Origin of the sequence: Kitasatospora sp. NPDC036755 (assembly GCF_040636595.1) — a bacterium.
GTDB lineage: Bacteria > Actinomycetota > Actinomycetes > Streptomycetales > Streptomycetaceae > Kitasatospora.
Genome location: NZ_JBEZUT010000025.1, coordinates 16,791 through 39,155, shown reverse-complemented (window position 1 = coordinate 39,155; position 22,365 = coordinate 16,791). Strand labels below are relative to the sequence as shown.

Here is a 22,365-nt window from a genome sequence, read left to right as displayed (position 1 = left end):
TGGGTGCCCACACGGTTGGTCGTCTCCCGCTCCGGGGGCGGGGTTCACTCCTGCACGGACCCGGTGGCGCCGTGGACGCCGGCGCGCAGCAACTGGTGGCCCAGGTCCACCAGGGCGCGGCCGACGGCGAACTCGTCGCCCACCTCCGGGGCGGGGTCGTCGTGCGGGTTGCGGCGGGAGCGGGTGTCGCTGTGCAGCACGTTGCCGTCGGCGTCCAGCACGGCGTGCACCCGGGTGGTGTCCTCGTCCTCGACCACGTGCAGGCTGAGCTGCCAGTCCTTGGTGCGCACGGCCCCGGAGGCCTGCCGTTCGGCCCCGGAGGCCGCGGTCACGGCCTGTGGCGGGGCGGTGGCCGTCCCGTCGGCGCGGACGATCACCACCGGGCAGGCCCCGTGCACCGCGCAGCGGGTGGACACCGAGCCGAGCAGCGTCCGGGCGAAGGTGCCCCGGCCGCGGCTGCCCAGCACCAACAGATCGGCCCCGGCGGCCGCCTCCAGCAGCACCTCGGCGGCGTGGCCCAGCACCAGGCTCTCCCGGACCTCCACCGGGCGGTCGGGTCCGAGGATCTCGTTGATCTCGGCGCTCAGCGTGCGGCGGGCGGTCCGCTCGAAGCCGTCGTCCACCATCGGCGCGAACCACCCGTAGAGCGAGGGGTACTCCCAGGCCGCCACCGCGTGCACCGTCGCCCCGGTCAGCACGGCCTGGCCGACCGCCCAGCGCAGGGCCGCCTTCGAGGGGGGCGAGCCGTCGATCCCGACCACGATCCGGCGATCCCGCGCCGGCGGCCTCCGGCCCCCGGACGAGGCGCCCTCGGCGGAGAGCTGGTTGCTGCCCATCACGTCAACACCTCCCGGCCCGCGCGGAACTCGCACCCCGTACACCACGCTGCGCGCTCCGCCTCCTCCGCGCCAGGGACGTGGTGGCCGGGTCGGCCGGGAGGATCCGGCCGGACAGGCCAAGTGGCCGCCGGCCGGGGCACGTACGTCCGTCGACGCCAGGGTCGGGGCAGTCGGCCTTTGTGGCCGGAATGTTGCGGGATCGGGTCCAGGTGGTGGTGATTCGGTGGCGTAGTCTGATCGTTCTCGCATCATCCTCGGGGGGATCCACTCATGCGTCGTGCCGCGGCCGCCGTCGCGCTGTTCGTCGGACTGACCGCCGTCGCCGCCTGCGGGCCGGACGACCCCGAACCGGCCCCGGCCTCCGCCGCCCCCGTCCCGCCGGGCACCTCCTCGGCACCGAGCGGCTCGCCCTCCGGAACGGTGCCCGGCAAGAGCGCCCCGCCCCGGCCCGACGGCACCATCACCGTCGCCTTCGCCGGGGACGTCCACTTCGAGGGCCGCACCGAGGCCCGGCTGGCCGTCCAGGCCCCCGAGTCGGCGCTCGGCCCGATCTCCCGCACCCTCGCCGACGCCGACCTGTCCGTCCTCAACCTGGAGACCGCGATCACCGGGCGCGGCGCCCCGGAGCCGAAGACCTACACCTTCCGCACCTCGCCCAAGGCGCTGTCGGTGCTCAAGGACTCGGGCGTCGACGTCGTCTCGATGGCCAACAACCACGCCGTGGACTTCGGCGCCGACGGCCTCACCGACACCCTCGCCGCCAAGGACTCCTCGCCGATCCCGGTGGTCGGCGTCGGGCGCAACGCCAAGGAGGCGTACGCCCCGTACGTCACCACCGTGCGCGGGGTGAAGGTCGCGGTGGTCGCCGCCAGCCAGGTCGAGGACATCACCAACCAGAAGTGGCGGGCCGGCGCCACCAAGCCGGGCATCGCCTCGGCGCTGGACGTCCCGGCGCTGGTCAAGGCGGTGGAGACGGCGAAGCAACAGGCGCCGGTGGTGCTCGTCTACCTGCACTGGGGCGACGAGGGCAAGGCCTGCCCGACCGGCCCGCAGACCACCATCGCCAAGAAGCTCGCCGCCGCCGGCGCCACCGCCGTGGTCGGCACCCATGCGCACACCATGGTCGGCTCGGGCATGCTCGGCAACACCTACATCGGGTACGGCTTCGGCAACTTCCTCTGGTACGGCACCTCCAACTACCCCAACTCCAACGAGACCGGGGTCACCACCCTCACCCTCACCGCCGACGGCAAGGTGACCGGCGAGGCCTTCGCCCCGGCCACCATCGACGACAAGGGCATCCCGGAGCCGGTCACCGGCGCCACCGCCGAAGCCGCCCTCAAGCGCCGCGACGGCCTGCGCGGCTGCACCGGCCTCACCCCGCCGCCCGGCGCCCCGGCCGCTCCCGCCGGCGGTTCGACGGCTCCGGCGGCCACGGCCCCCGCCTCCACGCCTCCCGCGAAGTCCCCGTCAGGTCCCGCCAAGGCCCCGGCGACCCCCGCGGCCTCTCGCTAGGAATTCCCGCCGGTCGGTGGGAGTGCCCGGCCGCGTCCTCTCCGTCGGGCGCTCCTGACGTGCCCCCGTGCCGGGCCCTCGTGCCGGGCCTTCGTGCCGGGCCTTCGTGCCGGCCCCGTGTTGTGCCCTCCGGCTGCGCTCTGCCGGGGGCCGCATCGATGCCGCCCTGCTGTTCTGCTGTCCACCCGCAGGCGGCAGCCCCCGTCCACGCCCCTCCCCGACCGTTCATGGCCGGCCGACCACGGCCGCGCCCCCCACGCCGCGGGACACCGAGGCCGTCCGCCCCACCGGGCCGGGCGGCCTCGTCGTGTCGAGGGGGGGTGGGTTTCGGTCGCGAGGGTCTGTCGCGGGCCTTGCGGGACGCGGGGAGCGAGTTGACGTCCGTACAGACGCTCGGCGCAGGCGAACAGCTGTGTTAGGTTAGGCTTGCCTAATCTTGCTGGTCGGAGGGGATGTCCTGTGCAGCAACAGTCCGAATTCGCCGGTGCCGTCGCGATGGTCACCGGGGCCGGGCAGGGCATCGGCGCGGCCGTGGTGCGGGCGCTGGTGGCCGAAGGCGCCGTCGTCGCGGCGGTGGACCGCAGTCCCGGCGGGCTCGACGCCCTGGTGGCCGAGCTGCCGACCGTGCGTCCGTACGTGCTGGACGTCTCCGACGCCCGGGCCGTGGACGGCGTGGTCGCGTCGATCGAGGACCAACTCGGCCCGATCGCCGTGCTGGTGAACGTCGCGGGGATCCTGCGAACCGCTCCGGTCGTCGAACTCACCGACGGGGACTGGGCGGACACCTTCGCGGTCAACACCACCGGTGTCTTCCACACCAGCCGTGCCGCCGGCCGCCGGATGGCGGCCCGTGGGCGCGGATCGATCGTGACCGTCGGGTCCAACGCCGCCGGGGTGCCGCGGGCCGGAATGGCCGCCTACGCGGCGTCCAAGGCGGCGGCCACCATGTTCACCCGCTGCCTGGGGCTGGAGCTCGCCCGCTCCGGAGTGCGGTGCAACGTGGTGTCGCCGGGCTCGACCGACACCGAGATGCAGCGCGCCCTGTGGGGCGAGGACGCCGAGGCATCCGAACGCCGCGTGATCGAGGGCGACTTGGGGGCCTGGCGGGTCGGCATCCCGCTCGGGCGGATCGCCGCGCCCGCCGATATCGCGGAGGCGGTGGTGTTCCTGGCCTCCGACCGGGCGCGGCACATCACCATGCACGACCTGTACGTCGACGGCGGCGCGACCCTGCGCGCCTGAGCCCGGTCGCGGGCCGTTCCGCCCGTCCTCGCAGGTCCGTCCTCGCAGGTCCGTCCCCGCAGGTTCGCCTCCGTTCGTCCGCCCCCGTCCGTCCGCCCTTGCCCGTCCTCCCGCAGAACCGTCCCAGACTGGAGAAACCGCCGTGACCACGGTGCACCACGCCCCTGCCGGGCCGATACCCGCCGGGCCCGACGCCTCGGCGACCGCCCTCGCCGAGGGCCCGGACCATGCCGTCATCGGCGCGGCCAGCGGACTGCTCGGCCAGTACCGGGCCGGCTCCGACGAGGCGTTCTTCGCCTCGCCGACCCGCACCCTGCTCGGCTCCGGCGTGCACGCCCGGGTGCCGCAGGACGGGCGGCCGCTGCCGGTACGGGTCGCCGAGACGCTGGCCGAGGCCGGCCGGGCCGGGGTCGAACGGCCGCTGGTGGTCGGCGCGGTGGCGTTCGACCGGGACAGCCGGGTCGAACTCGCCGTCCCCGCCCGGGTCCGCACCGCCGGGGCGCTGCGCGACGACCCGCTCATCGCCCTCCCCGCGCCGCAGGCCGAGCGGGTCGAGTGGCGGATCCGACCGGTGCCCGCGCCGGAGGCCTACGGGGCGGGCGTCGCCGCAGCCGTCGAGCGGCTGCGCGGTGGGGAGTTGAGCAAGGTGGTGCTGGCCCGGACACTGGAGCTGAGCGCCGCCGAGCCGCTCGACCTGCCCGCGATCCTGCAGCGGCTGGCCCGCCGCGACCCGGGTGGCTACACCTTCGCCGTCCCGTCCGGCGGCGGCCGCACCCTGATCGGTGCCAGCCCCGAACTCCTGCTCTCCCGGCGGGGAACGGCCGTCCTGGCCAACCCGTTGGCCGGTTCCGTGCCGCGCAGCGAGGACCTCGGCGAGGACGTCCGGCGCGCCGCCACGCTGCTGGAGTCGCCCAAGGACCTGCATGAGCACGCCGTCGTGGTCGACGCCATCCGGGAGGCGCTGGCGCCGTACTGCCGCACCCTGGAGGTGCCCGAACGGCCCACGCTGGTGCGGACGGCCGCGATGTGGCACCTGGCCACCACGATCCGCGGCGAGCTGGCCGACCCGGCGGTCTCCGCCCTGGAACTGGCCTGTGCGCTGCACCCCACCCCGGCCGTCTGCGGTACGCCGACGGACGTCGCGCGCCGGGTGATCGGCGAGGTCGAGCCCTTCGACCGGGGCCTCTACACCGGTATGGTCGGCTGGGAGGACGCGACCGGTGACGGCGAGTGGGTGGTGACCATCCGCTGCGCCGAGGCGGAGGAGCGGACGCTGCGGGTGTACGCCGGCGCGGGCGTGGTCGAGCAGTCCCGGCCGGAGGCCGAACTCGCCGAGACCAGCGCCAAGTTCCGCACCTTCCTGGACGCCGCGGGGGTGGCCCGGTGACGCCGCTGGAGACCGTCCGGGCGGGCTTCACCCCGTACCCCGCCGAGTTCGCCGAGCGCTACCGGGCGGCCGGGTACTGGCGCGGCGAGACCTTCGGACGGATGCTGCGCGAACGCGCCGCCGCACACGGCGAGCGGACCGCGGTCGTCGACCCGGGCGGCCACGCGGTGGCGGCGACCGAGCGGCGCTGGACGTACGCCGAACTCGACCGCAGGGCCGACCGGATGGCCGCCGGACTGCTGGCCCGGGGCATCCGGGCCGGGGACCGCGTGGTGGTCCAACTGCCCAACGCCGCCGAGTTCTTCGAGGTCGTCTTCGCGCTGTTCCGGATCGGCGCGCTGCCGGTGTTCGCGCTGCCCGCCCACCGGTACGCCGAGATCGGGCACTTCTGCTCCTTCACCGAGGCGGCGGCGTACGTGGTGCCGGCCGTCGAGGGCGGCTTCGACTACCGCGAACTCGCCACCCGGGTGCGGGCGGAGAACCCCGCGTTGCGGCTGGTGCTGGTGGCCGGAGAGGACCCCGGGGAGCACATCAGGCTCGCCGACGTGCCCTGCGACGGCCCCGGCCCGGAGGCCTTCGGCGGGGAGCCCGGCCCGGGCGACGTCGCCTTCCTCCAGCTCTCCGGCGGCAGCACCGGCGTACCGAAGCTGATCCCGCGCACCCACGACGACTACATCTACTCGCTGCGCGGCTCGGTCGAGCTGTGCGGGCAGGATCCGGACAGCGTGTACCTGTGCGTGCTGCCCGTCGCCCACAACTTCCCGCTCAGCTCACCGGGTTCGCTCGGCACGCTGTACGCCGGCGGCCGGGTCGTGCTCTGCCCGCAGCCCGCCCCGGAGACGGCCTTCCCGCTGATCGAGCGCGAGGGCGTGACCATCACCGGGCTGGTGCCGCCGCTCGCGCTGCTCTGGCTGGACGCCGCCGACCGCGGTGCCCGCGGGTACGAGAGCCTGGAGGTGCTGCTGGTCGGCGGCGCCAAGTTCAGCGAGGAGGCCGCCCGCAGGGTGCGCCCGGCGCTGGGCTGCACGCTCCAGCAGGTGTTCGGAATGGCGGAGGGCCTGGTCAACTACACCCGCCTGGACGACCCGGAGGAGCTGATCACCACCACCCAGGGCCGGCCGATCTCGCCGGACGACGAGGTCCGGGTGGTCGACGACCAGGACCGGGACCTGCCCGACGGCACCACCGGCCACCTGCTGACGCGCGGCCCGTACACCATCCGCGGCTACTGGAACGCGCCCGGTCACAACGCGAACTCCTTCACCGCGGACGGGTTCTACCGCACCGGCGACCTGGTCCGGCGCACCCCGACCGGCCACCTGGTGGTCGAGGGGCGGGCCAAGGACCAGATCAACCGGGGCGGGGAGAAGGTCGCCGCCGAGGAGATCGAGAACCACCTGCTCGCGCACCCCGCGGTGCACGACGCGGCGGTGGTGTCGATGCCCGACCCGTACCTCGGCGAGCGCACCTGCGCGTACGTGGTACTGCGTGCCGAACACCGTGAACAGCCCCCGAAGAGCGTCGAGTTGAAGCGGTTCGTGCGCCAGCGCGGGCTCGCCGAGTACAAGGTGCCGGACCGGGTCGAGTTCGTCGCCGCCTTCCCCGCCACCGGGATCGGGAAGGTCAGCAAGAAGGATCTGCGCGCCGCGATCGCGGCCTCGCTGACCGCCCGCTGATCCCCCGACCCGCCCTCCAGACAAGGAACACCACCGTGGGCCTGCCCCGCATTCCCCGCTATCCCATGCCCGCCGCCGAGGAGCTGCCCGCCAACCGGGTCGCCTGGACGGTCGACCCGGCGCGCGCCGTCCTGTTGGTGCACGACCTGCAGAACCACTTCCTGGACGCCTTCGACGCCGAAGCCGCTCCGGTGCCCGAACTCCTGGGCAACGTCGCGGCGTTGGCCAGAGCGGCGCGGGCCGCCGGCGTGCCCGTCGTGTACTCGGCGCAGCTCGGCGGGCAGAGCCCGGCCGAGCGCGGGCTGCAGCAGGACTTCTGGGGTCCGGGCATCCCCGACGACCCGCGGGCCACCGCGATCGCCGGGGCCGTCGCCCCGGAGCCGGGCGACACCGTGCTCACCAAGTGGAAGTACAGCGCCTTCGTGCGCACCGAGCTGGAGCGGCTGCTGCGCGAGCAGGGGCGGGACCAGCTGGTGATCACCGGCGTGTACGCGCACATCGGGGTCCAGGCCACCGCCTGCGACGCCTGGATGCGGGACGTACAGGCCTTCGTGGTGGCCGACGCGGTCGCCGACTTCGGCCCGGAGGAGCACCGCGGCGCGCTGGCCTGGGTGGCCGGGCGCTGCGGGATGGTCGACACGGCGGAGACGGTGCTCGCGGCGCTGGGTTCGGCCGCGGCGGCAACGGCCCCGGGGGCCCCGGCCGCGGCCGGCGTGGCGGAGGCCTCGGGCGCGTCGCAGGCCCAGGATGTGTCGGAGAGTGCGGAACTCGAGAAGGCGGGCGGCAAGTGACGGGCGTGGGCTTCACGGTGGAGCGGATCCGGGCCGAGGTCGCCGACCTGCTCGGCGAGGACCCGGCGGAGATCCCGCTGGACGAGAACCTGGTCGACTGGGGGCTGGACTCCGTACGGCTGATGGCCCTCGCGGGGCGCTGGCGGGAGGAGGGCGCCGACGTGGCGTTCGTCCAGCTCGCGGAGCGCCCTGCGATCGAGGCCTGGGCCGAGCTGCTGGGCGCGGCGTGATGGCGGCGGGGGCGGGCGGGGCGGTCCGGGACGCGGTCCGCGGGACGGCGCTGCCGACGGCACCGACGGTGCGGACGGTGGCGGAAGCGCCCGCGCTGCCCGAGCTGCCTCCGCTGCCCAGCCGTGCGGCGCGGTACCCGGCGACCACCGTGGTGGGGCCGGTCGAGGCGCAGGCGGCGCGGACGCCGGACGCGCCGGCGCTGCTGCTCGCGGGCGGGGAGACCGTCAGCTACCGGGAGTTGAACGCCTCGGCCAACCGGCTGGCGCGCGCCCTGGCCCGTCGTGGGGCACGTCCGGGTGCGGTGGTCGGCCTGGCGGGCCCGAGCCGTCCGGTGGAACTGGTGACGGCGCTGCTGGCGGTGGCGAAGTCGGGCGCGGCGTACCTTCCGCTGGACCCGACGGACACCCCCGGGCGCCGGGAGCGGCTGCTCGCGGAGAACGCGCCGGTCTGGGTGCTGGGGGAGGAGGTGCCGGGGGCGCCGGCCGGGCTGGAGACGGACGGCGAACTGCCGACCGACCCGCCCCGGGCGCTCACCCCGCAGCACCTGCTCTGCGTCGGGTACGGCCCGGGCGGGCGCCCGACCGCCGTCCGGCTCACCCACGCGGAGGCGGACCGCCGGGTGCGCGAGCTCCAGGCGGCCCACCCGCTCGGCCCGGGCGACCGGGTGCTGCAGCTGGGCCTGCCGCTCTGGGAGTACCTGTGGCCGCTGCGGACGGGCGCCGCGGTGGTGCTCGCCGATCCGTGGCAGGAGGGTGAGATCGGGGCGCTGGTGCGGGAGCTGGGCGTCACGGCGGTACGGGTGGCACCGGAGGCTCTGCTCGGCGGGTGAGGCCGGCCGCCGGCCGCCTGCCGCTTGCGTCTGCCGCTGGTCGGCGCACGGCGGACAGCGGGCGACGTTCGGATGACAACTTTCGGCGAACAGATGTCAGCGAACAGATTTCATCATCTGTTCGCTGAAAGTTGTCGGCTGTCACCCGTCGGTCAGCGCGACCCGGCCACCTCCCCTTCCGGGGCCGCCGCCGGCCGCGCCGCCGCCCGGTCCGCCGGGCCCGCCGCCTGGTCCGCTGCCGCCGTCTGCACCGCCAGGTCCACCGCGGTCCACGCCATCGCCATCGCGCCGTCCAGTAGCGCCCGTTCCGCCTCCGCGCCCAGCGCCGCCTCCGCGAACGCCTCCTCGTGCGGGGCGCAGGCGCCGCCGGTGATGTCCAGCACCGGGTGGATCGACGGCACCGCGTGCGACACGTTCCCCATGTCGGTGCAGGCGAACGGACCGCTCTCGACCGGTTCCGGCCGGCCGAGCGCCGCCGCGTTGGCCCGCCACAGCGTCAGCAGCCGGGGGTCGGACCGCATGTCCAGGTAGTCCGGCTCGGGCCGGGTCAACTCCACCTCGCAGCCGGTGGCGAGGGCTCCGGCACGGAAGCAGGCCTCGACCCGGGAGCGCAGTTCGGTGAGGTCCTCGGCCGCCGAGGCCCGGATCTCGTACTCGGCGCTCGCGCTGTCAGGGATCAGGTTCGGCGCCGTTCCGGCCGCCGTGGTAATGCCGTGCACCCGCCACTGCGGCGGGAGTTGCTGGCGCAGCAGCCCGATCGCGACCTGGGCGACGGTGAGCGCGTCGGCGGCGTTGCGCCCCCGGTGGGGGTCGAGGCTCGGGTGGGCGGCGCGCCCGGTGTAGCGGACGGACAGCGTGCCGAGGGCGAAGGAGCGGAAGTCGGCGACCTCGACGGGGCAGGGGTGGACCATCATGGCCGCGTCCACCCCGTCGAACGCCCCGGCCTCCAGCAGCAGGGCCTTGCCCGCCCCGCGTTCCTCGGCGGGCGCGCCGATCACTCGCACGGTGAGCCCGAGCCGGTCCGCGAGCGGGGCGAGCCCCAGCGCCGCGCCGACCCCGGCGGCGGCGATCAGGTTGTGTCCGCAGGCGTGGCCGAGCCCGGGCAGCGCGTCGTACTCGCAGACCAGTGCGACGGTGACCGGTCCGGTGCCGAGGCGCGCGTCGAAGGCGGTGGCCAGGCCGTGTGCGGGCGCGGTGACCGAGTACCCGTGCGCGCGCAGCAGTTCGGCGCACCAGGCGGCCGCCAGGTGTTCCTCGAAGGCGGTCTCGGGGTGGGCGTGGATGCGTCGGCTGAGCGCGAGCAGCTCGTCCCGGTGGGTGTGGACGCGGTCGTGCACGGCCTGCTTGGCCTCGGCGGGAGGGGTGCGCGGCTCGGTCGGGGTCATGGGTGACGTCTCCGGACTGTCAGGGGCCCGGCCTCGCGGGGCCGTTGACCAGATCATATGAGGTTAGATTAGGCTAACCTAAGTAAGGCGTTCCGGATCCCCGAGGAGCTCTCCACCCCATGCCTGCCGTCGAAACCCAGATCGCCGACAGCCAGATCGCCGACAGTCCGGCCGCCGACAGTCCGGCCGGTGACAGCCCGGCCGGTGACAAGCCGGTTGCCGACAGCCCGGCCGGTGACGGTCGGACCGCCGACGGCGAGGCCGCCGACGTCCCCCTGCTCGCCGCCCAGGCCGCCATCTGGTACGCCCAGGCCCTCGACCCCGCGAGCCCGGTCTACAACACCGGCGACGCCGTCGAGATCACCGGTCCGCTCGACGAGGACCGGTTCGAAAAGGCGCTGCGGCAGGCGGTGGAGGAGGCGGAGGCGCTGAGCGCCGTCGTCGTCACCGGCCCGGACGGCACGCCCCGCCAGCGGCTGCGCCCCGGCCGCCGCTGGCCGCTGCACCGCCTCGACCTGCGCGCCGCCGACGACCCGGCGGCCGAGGCCGAAGCCTGGATGCGTGCCGACCTCGCCCGCCCGGCCGACCTCGCCGAGGGCCCGCTGTTCACCCACGCGCTGATCCGGCTCGCCGAGGACCGTCGGCTCTGGTACCGCCGCATCCACCACCTCGCCGTCGACGCCTACGCGTTGACGCTCCTCGGCGACCGGGTCGCCGCCCTCCACACCGCCGCGGTCGCCGGCGCCGAGCCCGCGCCGAACCCCTTCGCCGGACTCGCCGAGGCCGCCGCGGAGGAGGCCGAGTACCGGGCGAGCGCGCAGTACGAGGCCGACCGCGCCCACTGGGCCGCCCGGATGGCCGACGCCGACACCCCGGCCGCCCTGCCGGGCACCCCCGAGCCCGCCGACGGCGACCGGAGCGCCGCGTCCGGTGCCCCGATCCGCCTCACCGCCGAACTGCCCGCCGGCACCCGTGAGCGCCTGGAGCGCGCCGCCGACACCGTCCGGGCCACCTGGGCCGAGCTGCTGCTCGCCGCCGCGGCCGGCTACCTGCACCGCACCGCCGGCACCCAGGACGTCGTCCTCGGCCTGCCGCTCGCCAACCGCCGCGGCCCGGCCGCCCTGCGCACCCCCGTCGCCGCCGCCAACGTGCTCCCGCTGCGCCTCGCCGTCCGCCCCGCCGACAGCGCCGAGGCCCTGCTGCGCGCCGTGGTCCGCGAGCTGCGCGCCGTCCGCCGCCACCAGCGCTACCCGCTGGAGGAGTTGCGCCGCGACCTCGGCCGCACCGGCGACCGCCGCTCCCTGTTCGGCCCGATGGTCAACATCAAGGCCTTCGAGAACGACCTCGACCTGGCCGGGCTGCCCGGCACCGTCCGCAACCTCGCCGCCGGCCCGGTCGACGACCTCGCCCTGAACGTCTCGCCCGGCCCGGACGGCGCGCTGCGCCTGGTCATCGACGCCGATCCGGCCCGCTACGGTGCCGCCGCCCTCGCCGCCCACCGCGACGGCCTGCTGCGCTACCTCGACGCCCTCGCCGACCTCCTGCTCACCGACCCGCGGGCGCCGATCGCCCGGATCGACCTGCTCGACCGGGACGGCCTGCGCCGCGCCACCGAAGGCCGCACCGAGCCCCCGGTCGAACGGACCGTCCCCGAGCTGTTCGCCAATCAGGCCGCCCGCACCCCCGACGCGGTGGCCGTCCGCTCCGGCCGGGCCGCGCTGACCTACCGGCAGCTCGACACCGCCGCCGACCGCCTTGCCCACCGGCTGACCGCCCTCGGCGTCCGGGCCGGCGCGCCGGTCGCGATCGCGCTGCCGCGCGGCACCGACACCCTGGTCGCGATGCTCGCCGTCCTCAAGGCGGGCGGCGCCTGCGTCTCCCTCGACCTCGCCCACCCCGCGCAGCGCCTCGCCGCCGTGCTGGCCGACGCCCGCCCCGTCTGCGCGATCGGCACCGCCGAGGCCATCGCCGGCCTCGACCTGCCCGACGGCCTGCCCACCGTCCGACCGGACGCGGCCGGCGAGGAGTCCGGCCGCGAGCCCGGCGACGTGAGCGGACGCGGGCCCGACGGCGCTCCGCCCGCGCCCGCCCCGCACCAGCCCGCCTACGTGCTGCACACCTCGGGCTCCACCGGCCGCCCCAAGGGCGTGGTGGTCACCCACGCCTCGCTGGCCAACCTGTACGCCGGCCTGGGCGAGGACCACATCGCCCCCGCCGTGCGCCGCACCGGCCGGGACCGGCTGCGCGTCGCCCACAGCGCCTCGTTCGCCTTCGACGCCTCCTGGGACCCGGTGCTCTGGATGGTCCACGGCCACGAGCTCCACCTGCTGGACGACGCCACCTACCGCGACCCGGCCGCGCTCGCCGCCCACCTCGACCGCGAGCGCATCGACTACCTCGACCTCACCCCCTCCTACCTCGAAGTCCTGCTCGCCGAAGGCATCCTGGACGAGGGCCGGCACCGCCCGTCCGTCCTCGTGGTCGGCGGCGAGGCCACCCCGCCCGCCCTCTGGCAGCGCCTGGCCGCCGTCCCCGGCCTCCACCCGGTCGACCTCTACGGCCCGACCGAGACCACCGTGGACGCCTACGCCTGGATCCCGGGCCCGGACGGCGCCCCGCGCGGCCGGGTGGTGCGCGGCTCGCGCGCCTACGTCCTGGACGGCTCGCTGCGCCCCGCGCCCGACGGCGTCACCGGCGAACTGTACGTCGCCGGCGCCTGCCTGGCCCGCGGCTACCTCGGCCGCCCCGACCTCACCGCCGAGCGCTTCCTCGCCGACCCCTTCGGGCCGCCCGGCGGCCGGATGTACCGCACCGGCGACCTCGCCCGGCGCCGTCCGGACGGCACCCTGGAGTTCCTCGGCCGGGCCGACGACCAGGTGAAGATCCGCGGATTCCGGATCGAACCCGGCGAGATCGCCGCCGTCCTCGCCGAACTGCCAGGCGTCGCCCAGGCCGTGGTGATCGCCCGGCCCGGTCCGCAGGGCAAGCGCCTGCTCGGCTACGCCGTCCCGGAAGCCGGCAGCGCCCCCGACCCGGAGGGGCTGCGCGCCGCGCTCGCCGCCCGGCTGCCCGCGCACATGGTCCCGGCGGCCGTCCTGCTGCTGGACGAACTCCCGCGCACCGCCCACGACAAGCTCGACCACCGCGCCCTGCCGGAGCCGGCCGCGACCACCGAGGGCGAGGCGCCCGCCACGCCCGAGGAGGAACTGGTCTGCGGCCTGTTCGCCGAGGTCCTCGGCCTGTCCCGGGCGCCCGGCCGGGAGGCCTCCTTCTTCGACCTCGGCGGCCACTCGCTGCTCGCCGGACGCCTGGCCGCGAGGCTGCGCGACACCTTCGCCGCCCCGGTCGGCTTCGCCGACGTGTTCCGGCAGCCGACCCCGGCCGGGCTCGCCGCCCACCTCCGGGCCGGCGGGGAGGCCGAGCGCCGCTCCGCCCCGGTGCCGGTGCCGCGCACGGAGCGGATGCCGCTCTCGCCCGCCCAGCGCGGCCTCTGGTTCCTGCACCGCCTCGAAGGCCCCAGCCCCACCTACAACATCCCGCTGGTGCTCACCCTCACCGGCCCGCTGGACCGCGGCGCGCTCGTCCTCGCCCTCGGCGACCTCGTCTCCCGGCACGAAGTCCTGCGCACGGTCTATGGGGAGGAGCCGGACGGCACGCCGTACCAGCGCATCCTGGCCCCTTCGGGCATCGAACTGCACGACGGGAGCGGCGACTTGGCCGGTTCCGTCCGGTACGCCTTCGACCTGACCGCCGAAGCTCCGCTGCGCGCCACCCTGTTCGCCGGTGCCGTCGAAGCCGTCGAAGCCGTCGGTGCCGCCGGTGCCGATGCGTCCGCCGCGTCCGCCGCGTCCGCCGACGGCGCGCAGCGGCACACCCTGCTCCTGCTGCTCCACCACATCGCGAGCGACGGCGCCTCCACCACCCCGCTGCTGCGCGACCTGGCCGCCGCCTACACCGCCAGGGTCGCCGGTCGCGCCCCCGAACTCCCCGAACTCGCCGTCCAGTTCGCCGACCATGCGGCCTGGCAGCGGGAGCGGATCGGAACCGCCGACGAGCCCAGCCCGCTGGCCGTCCGGCAGGCGGAGCACTGGCGCACCGCGCTCGCCGGACTGCCCGACCAGCTGGAACTGCCGCTGGACCGTCCGCGCCCGGCCGTCGCGGGCCACCAGGGCGCCACCGTGCCCTTCGCGCTCGGCCCCGAGGCGCACGCCGCCCTGGCCGGGCTCGCCCGGGCCGCCGACAGCACCGTCTTCATGGCCGTCCAGGCCGGGCTCGCCGCCCTGCTCACCCGGCACGGCGCGGGCACCGACATCCCGGTCGGCACTCCGGTGGCCGGCCGCGAGGACGAGGAGAGCGCCGCACTGGTCGGCTACTTCGTCAACTCGGTGGTGCTGCGCACCGACACGTCCGGCGACCCGAGCTTCCGCGAACTGCTGGCCCGCGTCCGGGCCACCGTGCTCGCCGCGCACGAGCACGCCGAGCTGCCCTTCGACCGCCTGGTCGAGGAGCTCAACCCGGCCCGCTCGCTCGCCCGCCACCCGCTGTTCCAGGTGATGCTCGCCTGGCAGAGCCGCCCGGACGAGCGGATCGCCCTGGGCGGCGGCCTCACCGCCGACATCGCCGCGATCCCCAGCGGGACCGCCAAGTTCGACCTCACCCTCAACGCCGGTGAACTGACCGGCGGCGGCATCGGCGGCTTCCTGGAGTACCGCACCGACCTCTTCGACGCCGCCACCGCGGCTGCCCTGGGGGAGCGCCTGACCAGGCTGCTCACCGCCGCCGCGAGCGCCCCCGACACCGCGATCGGCCGGCTTCCGCTGATCGGCGAGGAGGAGCGGCTGCGCGCACTGGTCGCGTGGAACGGCGGCGCCCCGGCCGAGCCCCGAACCCCGGCCGACGCCGGAACCCTGGCCGACGCCGGAACCCCCGTCGCCCCGGAGAACCCGAACGCGACCCTCCCCGAGCTGTTCGAGGCGGCGGCCGACGCCAACCCCGGCTCCATCGCGGTCAGTTTCCGGGAGCAGCAGCTCGACTACGCCGAACTCGCCTCCCGTTCCGACCGGTTGGCCCGGCTGCTGGCCGCCGAGAGCATCGGCCCCGGCACCATCGTCGCGCTCGCTCTGCCGCGCTCGCTCGAACTCGTCGTCGCCCTGCTGGCGGTGGCCAAGTCCGGGGCCGCGTACCTGCCGCTCGACCCCGACTACCCCGCCGACCGGCTCGCCTACATGCTGGCCGACGCCGCCCCGGCCGCCCTGCTCACCGACCGGGACACCGCACCCCGACTGCCCGCCCACGAGGTGCGGCAACTCCTGGTCGACGGGCCCGAGTCCGCCGCCTTCCCGGCCGCCCCGCTGGCGCAGCACGAGCGCACCCGCCCGCTGCGCGCCGAGGACACCGCCTACGTCATCTACACCTCCGGCTCGACGGGCCGCCCCAAGGGCGTGCCGGTCACCCACCGCAACGTCGTCCGGCTGTTCGGTGCCACCGACCACTGGTTCGGCTTCGGTGCCGAGGACGTGTGGACGCTGTTCCACTCCTACGCCTTCGACTTCTCCGTCTGGGAGCTGTGGGGCGCGCTGCTGCACGGCGGGCGGCTGGTCGTCGTCCCGCACCTGGTCAGCCGGGACCCGGCGGCCTTCCTGGAGCTGCTCGCCCGCGAGCGGGTCACCGTGCTCAACCAGACGCCGTCCGCCTTCTACCAGCTCAGCGCCGCCGACCGGGACCGCCCCGGCAGCGAACTCGCCCTGCGCTACGTGGTGTTCGGCGGCGAGGCGCTCGAACTGGCCCGGCTGGACGACTGGTACGACCGGCACGCCGAGGACGCGCCCACCCTGGTCAACATGTACGGCATCACCGAGACCACCGTGCACGTCTCGTACATCGCCCTCGACCGGGCGACCGCCGCCGCCGGGAGCAGCAGCACCATCGGCGTCAACATCCCGGACCTGCGGGTCTACGTCCTCGACCAGCACCTCCAGCCCGTGCCGCCCGGCGTCACCGGCGAGATGTACGTGGCCGGGGCGGGACTGGCCCGCGGCTATCTCGGCCGTCCCGAACTGACCGCCACCCGTTTCGTCGCCGACCCGTACGCCGAGCTGTTCGGCGAGCGCGGCACCCGGATGTACCGCTCCGGGGACCTCGCCCGCCGCCGCGCCGACGGTGTGCTGGAGTACTTCGGCCGGGCCGACCAGCAGGTCAAGCTGCGCGGGTTCCGGATCGAACTCGGCGAGATCGAGGCGGTGCTGGCCGCCCACCCGGCCGTCGCCGACGCCGCGGTGGTGGTCCGCGAGGACGTGGCGGGGGACAAGCGGCTGGTCGGCTACGCGGTGGCCGCCGGCACCTCGCCGGAGGAACTGCGCGCCCACGCGGCCGTCGAACTGCCCGCCCACATGGTGCCCTCCGCCGTCGTCCTGCTCGACCGCCTCCCGCTGACCGCCAACGGCAAGCTCGACCGCCGCGCCCTGCCCGCCCCCGAGGCGCCGGCGGCGGGAGCCGGCCGCCCGCCGCGCACCCCGCGCGAGCAGCAGCTGTGCGAACTGTTCGCCGAGGTGCTGGGCGTGGCCGCGGTCGGCGTCGAGGACGACTTCTTCGCGCTCGGCGGGCACTCCCTGCTGGTCGTGCGGCTCGCCGGGCGGATCCGCGAGGTGCTCGGACTGGAGGTCGGCATCGGCGCGCTGTTCCAGGCGTCCACCGTGGCCGCCCTGGAGGCCGCCCTCACGGCGGGCGCGCCGGACACCGACGCCCTGGACGTGCTGCTCCCGCTGCGGCCCGTCGCCCCCGGCCGGCGGCGGCCGCTGTTCGCCGTCCACCCGGCCGGCGGCCTCAGCTGGTGCTACACCGGGCTGATCCGCAACCTGCCGGGCGAGGTGCCGATCTACGGCCTCCAGGCGCAGGGCGTCGGCGCCGCGACGGCCGGACTCCCGCTGCCCGCGACGCTGGAGGAGCTGGCCGCGCACTACGCCGACCGGTTGCGCGAGGTCCAGCCCGCGGGGCCGTACCGGCTGCTCGGCTGGTCCACCGGCGGGATCATCGCGCACGCGGTGGCCGTCCGGCTCCAGGAGCTGGGCCACGAGGTCGAGTTGCTCGCGATCCTGGACGCCTACCCGGCCGAGGGCTTCCGCGAGCTGCCCGTGCCCGACCAGGCCGAGGCGCTGGAGGCACTGCTCACCATGGGCGGCTTCGGGCCCGAGGACCTGGCCGGCCGGCCGCTCGAACTCGGCGCCGTCACCGAGGTGTTGCGCCGCGAGGGCAGCCCGCTCGCCGGTCTGGACGAGGCCACGGTGGCCGCGCTGAACGAGATCTACCTCAACACCAACCACCTGGTGCGCGGCTACGACCACCGCCGTTTCGAGGGCGACGTGCTGTTCTTCCGCGCCACCGTCGACACCATCGACGACACCCTGGTGCCCGAGCTCTGGGAGCCGTACGTCTCCGGCCGGATCGCCAACACCGACGTGGCCTGCTCCCACAAGGACATGACCCTGCCCGCCCCGATCGCGCACATCGCGAGCGTGATCGCCGACCACCTCGCCGAACATCCCGTCGACCACCCCACCGCCGAACATTCCGCCGCCGAACATTCCGCCGCCGACCCGCGCACGACCCACGATGGAGAAGACCACCGATGAGCGACGCCCCCGCCAACCCCTTCGACACCGACGGCGAGTTCCTCGCGCTCGTCAACCCCGAGGGGCAGCACTCCCTGTGGCCCGCCTTCGCCGCCGTCCCGGCCGGCTGGAGCGTCGCCCACGGCCCGTGCGAGCGAGCCGCCGCCCTGGAGTGGATCAGCACCCACTGGACCACCCTGTGACGCCTCCACCGGTGGAGTCCCCGGCGCGCCCCCTGTTCGCGGGGCGCGCCGCGGTGGTGGTCGTCTACACCGCCGCGATGTGCATGAACGGCCTGGACTCGACCATCGTCAACCCGGCGCTGTTCAGCATCGCCGAGGACTTCGGCCGGCCCGTCTCGGCGGCCAACGCGGTGGAGACCGCGTTCCTGGTCGGCCTCGCCCTCGGTCTGCCGGTGGCCGGCTGGCTCGGCGACCGGTACGGCGTCAAGCGGATCTTCCTCGGGGCCCTCGCCGTCTTCACCCTCGCCTCCGCGCTCTGCGCGGCGGCGCCCGGCCTGGGCACGCTGTCGGCCGCCCGGGCCGTCCAGGGCGTGGCCGGCGGGCTGCTCACCCCGGTCGGGATGACCCTGCTGTTCCGGGCCTTCGCCCCGCACGAGCGGGCCGGCCTGGGCCGCATCCTGATCGTCCCGACCGCGCTGATGCCCGCCCTCGGGCCGCCGCTCGGCGGCTTCCTCACCGAACACCTGTCCTGGCACTGGCTGTTCCTGGTCAACGTGCCGATCGGGGCGGCCGCGGTCCTCATCGGGCTGGTCGGCCTTCGCGGTGAACAGGAGCCCCCGGCCGGGCGCTTCGACACCACCGGGTTCCTGCTCGCCACCCCCGGCCTCGGCCTGCTGACCTACGCCCTGGGCTTCGGTCCGGCGCACGGCTGGACCTCCCCGGGCGTGGCCCTCGGCGGGATGCTCGGCCTGGCACTGCTGGGCGCCGCTGTCCGGCACCAACTGCGCTCCACCGAACCGCTGGTGGACCTGCGGCTGCTCGCCGACCGCACCTTCGGCGCGGCGAGCTGGCTGGCCCTGCTGACCTCGGCCGGGCTGATGGGCGCGCTGTTCGTGCTGCCGCTGCTCTACCAGGCGGCGCGCGGTGCCACCGCCCTGGACGCCGGGCTGAGCGTCTTCCCGGAGGCGATCGGCCTGATGGCCGCCTCACAGGTGGTGGACCGCCTGCTGCCCCGCCTAGGCCCGCGCCGCCTCGCGCTGCCCGCGCTGCTGCTCGCGGCGGCGGTGCTGGCCGCGCTCGGCTTCGCGGAGAACCCGTGGGCGGTCAGGGCGTTGATGTTCGGCGTCGGCCTGATCCTGGGCACCGCCGTGCTCACCGTCCAGATCGCCGGCTTCGCCGATGTCCCCGGCCCCGCCATGGGCCGCGCGATGGGCCTGTTCACCATCCTGCGCACCCTCGGCGGCGCCCTCGGCATCGCGGCCACCGCCGCGCTGATCGGCGCGCTCGGCGACGGCACCGCCGCCGGGCCCTACCGCCTCGCCCTCCTGCTCACCGCCGCCCTGGTCGCCGCCGGCGCCCTCCTGGCCCGCCGCCTCCCCGCCGAGGCCCCGGGCCCTCCGCCGGAGGACTGACGGCGGAGCGGACCGTGGCGCCTCCGGTGCTCCGACTGTCGTACGGTGGTCGGAGCATCGGAGGAGAGCGCATGAACCCTGAGCAGTATCGTCTGCTCGAAGAGGCCCGCCGCAGCCTGCCGGACGGCTACAAGGTCGAGCTGTCCGGCGACGTCATCGTGGTGCAGACGCCACCGTCGTCGATCCATCAGCTCAATCTGGCGATCGTCCAACGCCAGTTCGAGGCGCACTGCCCGGCCGGGTACTTCCCGACCGGGAACAGCGACCTCTCCTCGCCCGAGGTCGGATCCGTCCGCAACCCCGACCTCACGTACCTGCCCGAGGACGTCATCGAGCTGGGCCGGGAGATCCCCGCCGAACTGGCGCTGATCGCGGTCGAGATCGTCTCGCCGTCCAACCCCGACAACGACTGGAGCGGGAAGGTCCGCGACTACCCGCGGATGGGCTTCCCGCTCTACCTGATCGTGGACCCGCGCCAGAAGACGGTGACGCTGTTCTCCGAGCCCAACCGCGACCGCTACCACACCCGGACGGAGCGGGAGTTCGGCGAGAAGATCCGGATCCCCGCGCCGTTCGACTTCGAGTTGGACCTGGCCCGGCTGGTCCCTTACCGGAACTGACCAAGTTCGGGACCGCTGTTCTGAGCGAAGCCGATGAAGTCGGCCCAGGCTTCGGCGGTGAAGTCGAGCTGAGGGCCGGTCCTGTCCTTGGAATCCCGCACATGGACCGTGCCCTTGGCGGAGGCGACCTCGACGCAGTTTCCGCCTTCGGTCCCGCTGTGGCTGGACTTGAACCAGGCCAGTTCGGTGCTCATAGTTCCTCCGCGAGCTTGCTGATGAACTCCGCCGAGGCCTCGGGGGTGAGGGCCTTCCTGAGGATCATTTCATGCCGCTGGCAGAGCTGGTTGACCTTGTCCGGCTCCGAGGAGAGTAGTCCCATCGATTGGCCTTCTTCATATGCGAGACGGTCATGTTCGGGCGTCTCAAGCAGCACGAAGGGCCCGTTGAGACCAGGGTGGGCTCCTGTGTCCGGCACCACCTGAACCGCGATGTGGCGAGGCTTCCCGCTGGCGAGCAGGTGGAGGAGTTGGCGACGCTGCTGGTCGATGCTCCCGATCGGGCGTCGCAGCACGTGCTCTTCGATCAGGAAGTTGAACGATTTGGTCTGGGTCTTCAGCAGTTCCTGCCGTTGTAGACGAGCAGCGACGCGTTCCTCGACGGTTTCGTCGTCCATGGGTGGCCAGTGTGCGTGCAGGAGCGATCGAACGGTCTCCTCGGTCTGAAGCAGTCCCGGGATGAGCTGATTCTCGTACGAGCTGTGGACGATGGCGGCGACCTCGTACCGCATGAAGTCCTCAGCGAAGTGGGGGTATTTCTCGGGCTTCAGATACTGCTCTCCCGCTGCGAGGATCCCCTTCGCGCCGCACATGTCGTCCGCCACCTGCAACATGTGCACGGACGGCTTGCGTCGCCCCGCCTCCATCGACCGCAGGCTCTCGATGCTGTACCCGGCCTCCTGCGCCAGGGCCTCCCTGCTGACGCCGGCACGCGTCCGCCACAGCTTGATCTGGTTGCCGCAGTACCGCCACGACATGGGCGGCGGCGTGGCGGGCGAGGACGCGTTCAAGGGGTACCTCCAGGCCGATCGATGCGAAGTTCGACGCTAGACGCCCGATGGCCTGGGGGTACGCGAATCAGCCCGAAACCATCCCCCCGGGTGACCGCCGGCCCGGCGGGGGCCGGGCCGGCGGTCAGGTGTCACGCGTGGCGGATCAGGCGGAGACGCGCCAGCGCTGGTTGTCGTCGCCGGTGCACTGCCAGACGCCGAGGACGACGCCCTGGGTGCTGCTGGTGAGGCAGCCGCCGTCGGCGCCGACGATCTCGTACTTTCCGCTGCCGACGGACCGCAGGGTCCACTTCTGGTTGTCGGTGCCGGCGTAGCCCCACAGTTGGGCGAAGTAGCTGGTGCCGTCGACGGTCCGGGAGCGGTCGTTGTTGGCGTCGAGCGACGAGCCGGTGTTCAGGACCGGGGTGATCCGGTAGCGGCCGTCGGACAGGCGCTCCAGGTTCCAGCGTTCGGCGCGGTCGCCCGTCGAGTAGGCCCAGGACATCACCCGGGTGCCGTCGGTGGTCTGCGAGTGGTCGACGTCGGCGGCGAAACCGGTGCGGGCGTTGACGATGGTGACGTTGGTGGTCGGCAGCGTCGGGGCGGGACCCGCGATCAGGTACGGGCTGTTCGCGACGTTCCAGTGGGAGGCGAGGTAACTGCCGGGCGCCGGGTTGGGGTTGAAGTACATGTCGTGGGTGCAGTCGATCCAGCCGGCGCCGGGGTGGCAGTCCGGTTCGGCGTCGATCATGGTGCCGGGCGGGCTGGGGATGCCGCCGTCGTCGTAGCAGAGCAGGTCGCCGTTGACGTAGCAGTGACCCCTGCTGGTCGAGTACTTGGCCGACGGCTTGACGGCGCCGAGGGTGTGGGTGAGCTCGTGCACGTCGACGTCGCGGTTGTCCCAGCAGCCGTTGATGCCGACGAGGACGATGCCGGTGCCGGTGGCGGGGTTGTCCTGGCCGGGCCGGTCGTCCCCGCCGCCACCGCCCCAGGCGAGGCCGCAGGTGGTGGACTCCACCCAGGTCAGGTACTTGCGGTCGTTGTTGTTGTAGCCGCGGCGGGCCAGCTCGTCGTGGACCGCGCCCTCGCCGCCGTTGACCGCGCTCTGCGGGATGACGACCCGCTCGACGACCGGCTCGCAGGTGGACGGGTTCTGGACGAACCGGATCGCGCGGTGGCCGCCGAGGGCGTCCGAGGTGCGCGCGTAGCGGGCGTTGAGGTGGTCGACGCGGGTGCGGAACTCGGGCACCAGTTGGTCGTAGCGGTCGGCGGTGGCGTCGCCGCGGACGTAGAGGAGCTGGACCCGCTTTCCGTTGACCCCGTTGCCGTCGCAGGCGATGGCGGCGGCTGCCGGAGCGGCGGCGAGGGACGGCTGCGCGGGTGCGGCGGTGGGCAGGTGGTCGTCCACGATCGTCTGCTCGACGGGGCGGCCGGCGGCGGGGGACCCACTGCCGTCGGCGACGGCGGGGCTCTGGAGGGCGGCGGCCACCAGGCCGGCTCCGAGCACCGCCCCGGTCAGTGCACGCATCAGGCGGGACCGTGCGCGTATCGACGCCATGTCATTCCCTTTCAGGGTGGACGGAAACGGTTCGTACTGTCGCGCGCCGGGGAGAGCGCCACCGCCACGGACCACGGGCACGCCGAGTCGGTTCGTGCCCGTCGTC

16 protein-coding genes are annotated in these 22,365 nt (G+C 74.7%); 11 read left to right on the top strand and 5 right to left on the bottom strand.

The genetic code is table 11. The features are described from left to right. Positions 1-44: 44 nt before the first annotated feature. Complete coding sequence (locus tag AB0E96_RS06275) at positions 45-836, bottom strand: universal stress protein (RefSeq protein ID WP_359819203.1); 792 nt, start codon at positions 834-836, stop codon at positions 45-47. Positions 837-1,109: 273 nt separating this feature from the next. Between AB0E96_RS06275 and AB0E96_RS06270 the strand changes: the two genes are divergently transcribed. From AB0E96_RS06270 to AB0E96_RS06240, 7 genes are all read left to right on the top strand, one after another. After that, the gene (locus tag AB0E96_RS06270; protein WP_359819200.1) at positions 1,110-2,354 is read left to right on the top strand and encodes a CapA family protein; all 1,245 of its coding nucleotides are present in this window, start codon (positions 1,110-1,112) and stop codon (positions 2,352-2,354) included. 459 nt (positions 2,355-2,813) lie between these two features. Further along, positions 2,814-3,596, top strand: coding sequence for a 2,3-dihydro-2,3-dihydroxybenzoate dehydrogenase (locus tag AB0E96_RS06265; RefSeq protein WP_359819198.1), 783 nt, complete (start codon positions 2,814-2,816; stop codon positions 3,594-3,596). Between the two features lie 235 nt (positions 3,597-3,831). After that, positions 3,832-4,983 carry an isochorismate synthase DhbC gene (gene dhbC / locus AB0E96_RS06260; RefSeq protein ID WP_359819230.1) on the top strand — a complete coding sequence of 384 codons (1,152 nt, stop codon included), beginning with the start codon at positions 3,832-3,834 and terminating at the stop codon, positions 4,981-4,983. Continuing rightward, complete coding sequence (locus tag AB0E96_RS06255; RefSeq protein ID WP_359819195.1) at positions 4,980-6,659, top strand: (2,3-dihydroxybenzoyl)adenylate synthase; 1,680 nt, start codon at positions 4,980-4,982, stop codon at positions 6,657-6,659. Before dhbC ends, AB0E96_RS06255 begins: the two co-directional genes overlap by 4 nt. A gap of 35 nt (positions 6,660-6,694) precedes the next feature. Next, complete coding sequence (locus AB0E96_RS06250) at positions 6,695-7,450, top strand: isochorismatase family protein (RefSeq protein WP_359819192.1); 756 nt, start codon at positions 6,695-6,697, stop codon at positions 7,448-7,450. Positions 7,451-7,455: 5 nt separating this feature from the next. After that, positions 7,456-7,680, top strand: a complete 225-nt coding sequence (locus AB0E96_RS06245) for a phosphopantetheine-binding protein (RefSeq protein ID WP_359819228.1) — start codon at positions 7,456-7,458, stop codon at positions 7,678-7,680. Positions 7,681-7,757: 77 nt separating this feature from the next. Beyond that, positions 7,758-8,510 carry an AMP-binding protein gene (locus AB0E96_RS06240; protein WP_359819189.1) on the top strand — a complete coding sequence of 251 codons (753 nt, stop codon included), beginning with the start codon at positions 7,758-7,760 and terminating at the stop codon, positions 8,508-8,510. A 152-nt stretch (positions 8,511-8,662) separates the two neighbouring features. On the opposite strand, the gene AB0E96_RS06235 is transcribed toward AB0E96_RS06240, so the two are convergent. Next, positions 8,663-9,895, bottom strand: a complete 1,233-nt coding sequence (locus tag AB0E96_RS06235; RefSeq protein WP_359819187.1) for an amidohydrolase — start codon at positions 9,893-9,895, stop codon at positions 8,663-8,665. 119 nt (positions 9,896-10,014) lie between these two features. Here AB0E96_RS06235 and AB0E96_RS06230 point away from each other — a divergent pair, with 119 nt between their 5' ends. From AB0E96_RS06230 to AB0E96_RS06215, 4 genes are all read left to right on the top strand, one after another. Then, a complete protein-coding gene (locus AB0E96_RS06230) occupies positions 10,015-17,523 on the top strand; it encodes an amino acid adenylation domain-containing protein (protein ID WP_359819184.1) in 7,509 nt (2,502 codons plus the stop codon). Beyond that, positions 17,520-17,705 (top strand): MbtH family protein, encoded by a 186-nt coding sequence (locus AB0E96_RS06225; protein ID WP_359819181.1) that lies wholly within the window; start codon positions 17,520-17,522, stop codon positions 17,703-17,705. Before AB0E96_RS06230 ends, AB0E96_RS06225 begins: the two co-directional genes overlap by 4 nt. A gap of 11 nt (positions 17,706-17,716) precedes the next feature. Continuing rightward, positions 17,717-19,096: a DHA2 family efflux MFS transporter permease subunit gene (locus AB0E96_RS06220; protein ID WP_359819178.1), complete on the top strand. Its 1,380-nt coding sequence runs from the start codon at positions 17,717-17,719 to the stop codon at positions 19,094-19,096. Between the two features lie 71 nt (positions 19,097-19,167). Then, entirely contained in the window at positions 19,168-19,716 is a 549-nt protein-coding gene (locus AB0E96_RS06215) for a Uma2 family endonuclease (protein WP_359819176.1), read from the top strand. Here AB0E96_RS06215 and AB0E96_RS06210 read toward each other — a convergent pair. The 3 genes from AB0E96_RS06210 to AB0E96_RS06200 form a co-directional block, all read right to left on the bottom strand. After that, positions 19,704-19,910, bottom strand: a complete 207-nt coding sequence (locus AB0E96_RS06210) for a DUF397 domain-containing protein (protein ID WP_359819173.1) — start codon at positions 19,908-19,910, stop codon at positions 19,704-19,706. The two genes, AB0E96_RS06215 and AB0E96_RS06210, sit on opposite strands and share 13 nt — an antisense overlap. Beyond that, positions 19,907-20,722 (bottom strand): helix-turn-helix transcriptional regulator, encoded by an 816-nt coding sequence (locus tag AB0E96_RS06205; protein WP_359819170.1) that lies wholly within the window; start codon positions 20,720-20,722, stop codon positions 19,907-19,909. Before AB0E96_RS06205 ends, AB0E96_RS06210 begins: the two co-directional genes overlap by 4 nt. Positions 20,723-20,867: 145 nt before the next feature. After that, positions 20,868-22,229 carry an RICIN domain-containing protein gene (locus AB0E96_RS06200; RefSeq protein ID WP_359819168.1) on the bottom strand — a complete coding sequence of 454 codons (1,362 nt, stop codon included), beginning with the start codon at positions 22,227-22,229 and terminating at the stop codon, positions 20,868-20,870. Between the last annotated feature and the right edge of the window lie 136 nt (positions 22,230-22,365).

Bases quoted from the DNA above. Each gene is read 5' to 3' on its own strand.
- AB0E96_RS06275 (WP_359819203.1), bottom strand. From the start codon at position 836: ATGGGCAGCAACCAGCTCTCCGCCGAGGGCGCCTCGTCCGGGGGCCGG.
- AB0E96_RS06270 (WP_359819200.1), top strand. From the start codon at position 1,110: ATGCGTCGTGCCGCGGCCGCCGTCGCGCTGTTCGTCGGACTGACCGCC.
- AB0E96_RS06235 (WP_359819187.1), bottom strand. From the start codon at position 9,895: ATGACCCCGACCGAGCCGCGCACCCCTCCCGCCGAGGCCAAGCAGGCC.
- AB0E96_RS06230 (WP_359819184.1), top strand. From the start codon at position 10,015: ATGCCTGCCGTCGAAACCCAGATCGCCGACAGCCAGATCGCCGACAGT.
- AB0E96_RS06225 (WP_359819181.1), top strand. From the start codon at position 17,520: ATGAGCGACGCCCCCGCCAACCCCTTCGACACCGACGGCGAGTTCCTC.
- AB0E96_RS06215 (WP_359819176.1), top strand. From the start codon at position 19,168: ATGAACCCTGAGCAGTATCGTCTGCTCGAAGAGGCCCGCCGCAGCCTG.
- AB0E96_RS06210 (WP_359819173.1), bottom strand. From the start codon at position 19,910: ATGAGCACCGAACTGGCCTGGTTCAAGTCCAGCCACAGCGGGACCGAA.
- AB0E96_RS06200 (WP_359819168.1), bottom strand. From the start codon at position 22,229: ATGCGTGCACTGACCGGGGCGGTGCTCGGAGCCGGCCTGGTGGCCGCC.